6 protein-coding genes and 1 pseudogene are annotated in these 6,047 nt (G+C 57.8%); 6 read left to right on the top strand and 1 reads right to left on the bottom strand.

Annotated features, from left to right (window positions below; all coding sequences use genetic code 11):
* The 5 genes and pseudogenes from RI563_RS06850 to mgtE form a co-directional block, all read left to right on the top strand.
* Nucleotides 1–531 (top strand): annotated as a pseudogene (locus tag RI563_RS06850) (HPr(Ser) kinase/phosphatase); the annotation flags it as partial.
* Nucleotides 531–1,388, top strand: coding sequence for an RNase adapter RapZ (rapZ, locus tag RI563_RS06855; protein ID WP_310693624.1), 858 nt, complete (start codon nucleotides 531–533; stop codon nucleotides 1,386–1,388). The pseudogene RI563_RS06850 and the gene rapZ, both read left to right, overlap by 1 nt.
* Complete coding sequence (locus RI563_RS06860; RefSeq protein WP_310693625.1) at nucleotides 1,385–1,780, top strand: PTS fructose transporter subunit IIA; 396 nt, start codon at nucleotides 1,385–1,387, stop codon at nucleotides 1,778–1,780. Before rapZ ends, RI563_RS06860 begins: the two co-directional genes overlap by 4 nt.
* A 3-nt stretch (nucleotides 1,781–1,783) precedes the next feature.
* Nucleotides 1,784–2,053, top strand: a complete 270-nt coding sequence (locus RI563_RS06865) for an HPr family phosphocarrier protein (protein WP_310693626.1) — start codon at nucleotides 1,784–1,786, stop codon at nucleotides 2,051–2,053.
* A gap of 100 nt (nucleotides 2,054–2,153) precedes the next feature.
* The gene (mgtE, locus tag RI563_RS06870) at nucleotides 2,154–3,518 is read left to right on the top strand and encodes a magnesium transporter (RefSeq protein ID WP_310693627.1); all 1,365 of its coding nucleotides are present in this window, start codon (nucleotides 2,154–2,156) and stop codon (nucleotides 3,516–3,518) included.
* 455 nt (nucleotides 3,519–3,973) lie between these two features.
* Here the strand turns inward: mgtE and pmbA are convergent, their stop codons facing one another.
* Nucleotides 3,974–5,335 (bottom strand): metalloprotease PmbA, encoded by a 1,362-nt coding sequence (gene pmbA / locus RI563_RS06875; RefSeq protein ID WP_310693628.1) that lies wholly within the window; start codon nucleotides 5,333–5,335, stop codon nucleotides 3,974–3,976.
* 133 nt (nucleotides 5,336–5,468) lie between these two features.
* Between pmbA and yjgA the strand changes: the two genes are divergently transcribed.
* Nucleotides 5,469–5,972, top strand: coding sequence for a ribosome biogenesis factor YjgA (gene yjgA, locus RI563_RS06880; protein WP_310693629.1), 504 nt, complete (start codon nucleotides 5,469–5,471; stop codon nucleotides 5,970–5,972).
* The last annotated feature ends 75 nt before the right edge of the window (nucleotides 5,973–6,047 follow it).

The following is a 6,047-nucleotide window of genomic DNA, read 5'->3' on the forward strand; positions in this document are numbered from 1 at the left end:
GTTTTTCACGGGGTATTCATGGAAGTCTTCGGCATCGGTGTACTGTTGACCGGCCCCAGCGGGGTCGGTAAAAGCGAGCTGGCGCTGGAACTGCTCAGTCACGGTCATCGCCTGGTGGCCGACGATGCTCCGGAATTCCGACGCACTGCGCCGGATGCCATCACTGGCAGCTGCCCCAGCCTGTTGACTGATTTTATCGAGGTGCGCGGACTGGGGATTTTGAACATCCGTGCCATGTACGGTAACAATGCGATCCTCGATCACAAGCGTCTGCGTTTGATCGTCCAGCTGGAAACCGAACCGGGCCCTGACGATGGGCCGCCTGAACGGCTCGATCACACCGGCCGTACCCGGCGTATACTGGATGTGGATATTCCCGAAGTGTGCCTGCCGGTCGCGCCCGGACGCGACCTGGCCGTAATTATTGAGGCGGCCGTGCGAAATCATGTACTCTACCTGAACGGCTATAATGCCGCACAGGATTTCATCGAACGTCAGCAGAGCCTCATCAAACAAACCCAATCTTCATAATGAAGCTGCTCATCATCAGCGGGCTTTCCGGCTCGGGCAAAAGTGTCGCCCTGCACGTGCTGGAAGACCTGAACTATTACTGTATCGACAATCTGCCCATCGGGATGCTTCCCTCGCTGGCCGATGAAATCGTGCGTGCCAATCAGCGGCATGAACAATGGTTTGCCGTCGGCATCGATGCGCGTAATCTCTCCGGCGAACTGGTGAGCTTCCCCCAGGCACTACAAGCGCTGGATGATGCCGGCATCCAGTGTGAGATTTTTTTCCTCGAGGCGGACGAGGTGACACTGCTCAAACGCTTTAGCGAAACCCGCCGCAAACATCCGCTGAGCAATGACGAAGTCCCTCTGAACGAGGCCATCCTGCAGGAACACCGGTTGCTGGAGCCGGTTTCCTCCCGTGCCGATTTGCGTATCGACACCAGTATGACTAACATTCATCAATTACGGGATATCATTCGCAATCGGGTGGACAACGCCGCCAGGATCCAGCTATCAATCCAGTTCCAGTCTTTCGGCTTCAAGCACGGGGTGCCGGTGGATGCGGATTTTGTCTTCGATATTCGCTGCATACCCAATCCGCACTGGGTGACGGAGTTGCGCCACCTGACCGGACAGGATCAGGCCGTGGCCGACTATCTGGAACGGCATGACGCGGTACACGACATGTACAACGATATTCGCCAGTTTATTGAAAAATGGATCGGCTGTTTCGAGGCTGACAACCGCAGTTATATGACGGTCGCCATTGGCTGTACCGGTGGCCACCATCGCTCCGTTTATATGGTGGAAAGACTCGCGAACTATTTTCGTCCACAGCGTGACGGCATTCTGGTTCGTCACCGGGAGCTGACATGAGCGTTGCGGTTTTGTTAATCACGCATGACAAGATCGGCCAGGCTATGCTCGATACGGCCGGCAAGATCATCGGCGAGATGCCACTGACCATCAAGCGCCTGGGTATCAGCATGAATGCGGGCCTGGAAGAAACGCTCGATAAAGCGCACGCCCAGATCGGACAGCTGGACGAAGGCCAGGGCGTTCTGATTCTGACTGATCTTTTCGGAGCCACACCCAGCAATATTGCCCGGCAATTACATACGGGCAATATTGCTGTCATCAGTGGTCTTAACCTCCCCATGCTGATCCGGGTTCTGAACTATCCCCGGCTGAGCCTGCCTGAAATGGTCGAAAAAGCGGTTTCCGGCGCACATGACGGGATTATTGTCATTCAATCCGCCGGAGACTGACGTTTGATCGAACATTCAATTGAAATCATTAACAAACTCGGACTGCACGCCAGGGCGGCGGCCAAGTTCGTGACACTGGCTTCCCGGTTCGAGGCCGAGATTCATCTTCGTCATAATGAAACCCGGGTTAATGGCAAAAGCATCATGGGTGTGATGATGCTGGCTGCGGCCAAAGGTTCCAGCGTTGTTCTTGAAATAGACGGTCCGGATGAGGAACAGGCCTGCCAGGCACTGCAGGAACTGATTAACAACCGCTTCGACGAGCCCGAGTAACAATATCATCATATCCCGCCAATAAATATCAGCCCGGCAGTTCCCATTCTGCAAGCGACCTTGTTACACTTTAAAAACGGGTGGATATGGGAACGGTTCAATGGCCGAGGTTGAAACAAAAGAGGAATATCGTGACGTACTGCAGTCACTGCTCGATATTCTTCACTCGGAAGAAGAGGATCAGGAGCAGATAGAAGACTTCCTGGAGGAGATGCATCCCCAGGAAATCGCGCATTTGCTTGAATCCCTGCCCGCCAATGATCGCCAGATCGTCTGGGAACACGTCCCGGCCGACTCCGAAGGCGAGATACTGGTCCATCTGGCCGATGATGTCCGTCGCGCCATTATCGACAAGATGGACGCCGAACAGCTGGTCGCGGCCACCGAATCGCTGGATACTGACGATCTCGCCGACCTGCTGCCGGAAATGCCGCGCGATATCGTGCAGGAAATTCTGCTGTCGATGGAACAGCAGGAACGCGAGCGTCTGCATTCGGTCCTCTCCTACTCGGAAGACTCCGCCGGCGGCCTGATGGACCTGGACATGGTCACCGTCCGGGCCGATACCAGCCTGGACGTGGTCCTGCGTTACCTGCGTCGCCGCGGCAGCATCCCGGAATCCACTGACAGTCTGTTCGTCGTGGATCGTGACGGCCGCTTTCAGGGCCTGTTACCGCTGACCGTGATCCTGACCAACGACGCAGAGATGAGCGTCTCGGAGGTGATGGAACACGACGTGATTGGTATCCCGGTCGACATGGCAGCCCGCGATGTCGCCAACTTGTTCGAACGCCGCGATTTGATCACCGCCCCGGTCATCACCGAGGATGGCCAGTTGCTCGGCCGTATCACCATCGACGACGTGGTCGACGTTATTCGCGAGGAAGCCGACCACTCCCTGATGAGCATGGCCGGTCTGAACGAGGAAGAAGATATGTTCGCGCCGGTGATGACCAGTACCCGGCGCCGCAGCATCTGGCTGGCGATCAACCTGCTCACTGCGCTGCTGGCGGCCTGGGTTATCGGTCTGTTCGAGGGCACCATCGAGCAACTGGTGGCCCTGGCGGTACTGATGCCGGTGGTCGCCAGTATGGGCGGCATCGCCGGCAGTCAGACCCTGACGCTGGTGATTCGCGGCATGGCGCTGGGCAAGATCAATCCGAGCAACGCGCGAACTATCTTTCGCAAGGAACTGGGAGTCGGGATCTGGAACGGCCTCATCTGGGCGATCATTATCGCCACCGTCGCCGGACTCTGGTTCGAAAACTTCGCGCTGAGCCTGATCATCGCCGCCGCCATCGTCGTTAACCTGATCATGGCCGCCATCTCCGGCGCCGTGATCCCGCTGATCCTCAAACGCTTCGGCATCGACCCGGCGCTGTCCGGCTCGGTCATCCTCACCACCGTCACCGACGTCGTCGGCTTCTTCGCCTTCCTCGGCCTGGCGACGCTGTTCCTGATCTGACTCTTTTTTCGAGTCCACTGGAAATAAACGCGGAGTTCGCGGAGGCGCAGAGACGCGGAGTATAATTTTGAATGTTGAATTTTAAATTTTGAATTGCGGACAGGCATTTAATTCAAAATTCAGCATTAAAAATTCAACATTGCTTTGGGTCCTCTGCGCCTCCGCGACTCCGCGTCCTCTGCGTTATATAACACCTAATCTGGATGAGTGGCTCAGACCCCGGCGCCAATCATTCTTCCTGATTGGCGCATTTTTCAGATTCCCTGGGAAATAGCGCGGAGTTCGCGGAGGCGCAGAGACGCGGAGTATAATTTTGGAGGTTGAATTTTAAATTTTGAACTGTAGAGACGCGTTTAATTCAAAATTCAGCATTAAAAATTCAACATTGCTTTGTATCCTCTGCGCCTCCGCGACTCCGCGTCCTCTGCGTTATATACACCCGCCCCTGAAAGGGATCAGTCCCCGGCGACGGTCAGGTTGTCGATGAGCCAGGAGCCGGTGATGATGTTGCCGCGGGCGTCGATGTCGTTGCCGACGGCCTGCAATCCCTGGTACATGTCCTGCAGGCGCCCGCCGAGGGTGACTTCATCCACCGGATACTGGATTTCGCCGTTTTCCACCCAGAAACCGGCGGCGCCACGGGAGTAGTCGCCGGTGACGGTGTTGACGCCCTGACCCATGACATCCGTGACCAGCAGGCCGCGATCCATTTTTTTCAGCAGCTGCTCGCGATCCAGGCCGTCATGGTTGATATAGAGGTTATGCACGCCGCCGGCATTGCCGGTGGTCGGCAGGCCGAGCCGGCAGCCGCTGTAGCTGTCGAGCACATAGCCCTGTAACACACCCGCCTCGATCAGGGTCCGGGGCGCAGTCGCGACGCCCTCATTGTCGAAGGGAGCACTGCCCAACGCACCCGGCAAATGGGGGCGTTCATCGATATGTACCCGCTCGGGGAAGAGTTGCTGCCCGCTGGCGTCGACCAGGAAACTGGCATTGCGATACAGGGCGCCGCCGCTGATCGCGCGCACCAGGTGGCCGAGCACACCGCGCGCCACATCGGCTTCGAACATTACCGGTACCTGGCAGGTATCGATCTTGCGCGCCCCCAGGCGGGCCACGGTGCGCTCGGCCGCCCGCACCCCGACCGACTCGGCGCTGTCGAGCTGCAGCGGATCCCGCGCCAGGGTGTACCAGTAATCACGCTGCATGCCCGACTCATCCTGACCGATCACGGTACAGCTCATGCTATGGCGGGAGCTGGGATAGGCGCCGACAAATCCGTGACTGTTGCCATAGACCCGCAAACCGCTGTGGCTGCTAATGCTGGCGCCTTCGGAATTGGTAATGCGTGAATCATGCTCACGGGCCACGGTTTCGCAGGCCAGCGCCCGTTCAATGGCTTCCGGTGTTTCGATCGCCCAGGGGTGATAGAGCTGCAGATCCGGGATATCCGTTGCCATCAGCGCCGCCGCCGCCAGCCCCGCACAGGAATCCTCCTCGGTATAGCGCGCAATATCACAGGCGGCTTTGACCGTCTCGCGCACCGCGCCGGCGCTGAAATCGGAGGTACTGGCCGAGCCCTTGCGCTGGCCGAAATAAACCGTGATGCCCAGTCCCTTGTCGCGGTTGTGTTCGACCGTCTCCACCTCGCCGAGGCGCACGGTCACCGACAGGCCGGATTCGATACTGAGCGCCGCCTCGGCGGAACTGGCCCCCAATCGCTTTGCCTCATCGAGCAGATCCGCCACGATCTGCTCGTAGCGCCCGGGCTCGAGCAGTTCGTCGGCGGTTCGGGAAGTGACGGGATTTTCGGACATGCTTTTCTCGCTGTTCAGGTTAACGGGCTCATTCTACGGGGGCCCGGCTGACGGGACAAATGCCCCGACAAAAAAGGGGTACGCCAGGCAATTTTCTGCCTCGCTGACCGCCGGATACAGGTAAAATACCCCCATGACTTACGACGACCATGACGAAGAGTGGATCAGCAAATCCCAGCGCAAGCGCGAATGCCACGCCTTGCAGGATCTGGGCAGTGAACTGGTCAAACTGTCCCGGGCCGATCTGGACAAGATCCCGCTGGACGATGAATTGCAACAGGCCATCAATGAAGCTCGCCGAATCAAACAACGCGGCGCGCTCAAGCGCCAGATGCAGTTTATCGGCAAGCTGATCCGCCAGCGCGACGCCGAAGCCCTGCAACAGGCTTATGATCGCGTGATGCATCCCTTCGAGGAAGACATCAAACACTTCCACCAGCTGGAGAAGTGGCGCGAACGGCTGCTAAGTGACGGCGACGCCGCGCTCGAAAAACTGGTGGAAGAACAGCCCGACACAGACCGCCAGCACGTACGGCAACTGATCCGCAGCGCGCGCAACGAACAGAAACAGAACAAGCCCCCCAAAGCCGCCCGCGAACTGTTCCAGTACCTCAAAACCCTCATGGCCGAAGACTGAGCCATTTTTCTCACACTTCGATAATTAACGCGGAGTTCGCGGAGGCGCAGAGACGCGGAGAAAAGAATTTAAAAA

It is taken from the genome of Thiohalophilus sp. (assembly GCF_031581315.1).
In the GTDB taxonomy this organism is placed as follows: Bacteria; Pseudomonadota; Gammaproteobacteria; order UBA6429; family Thiohalophilaceae; genus Thiohalophilus.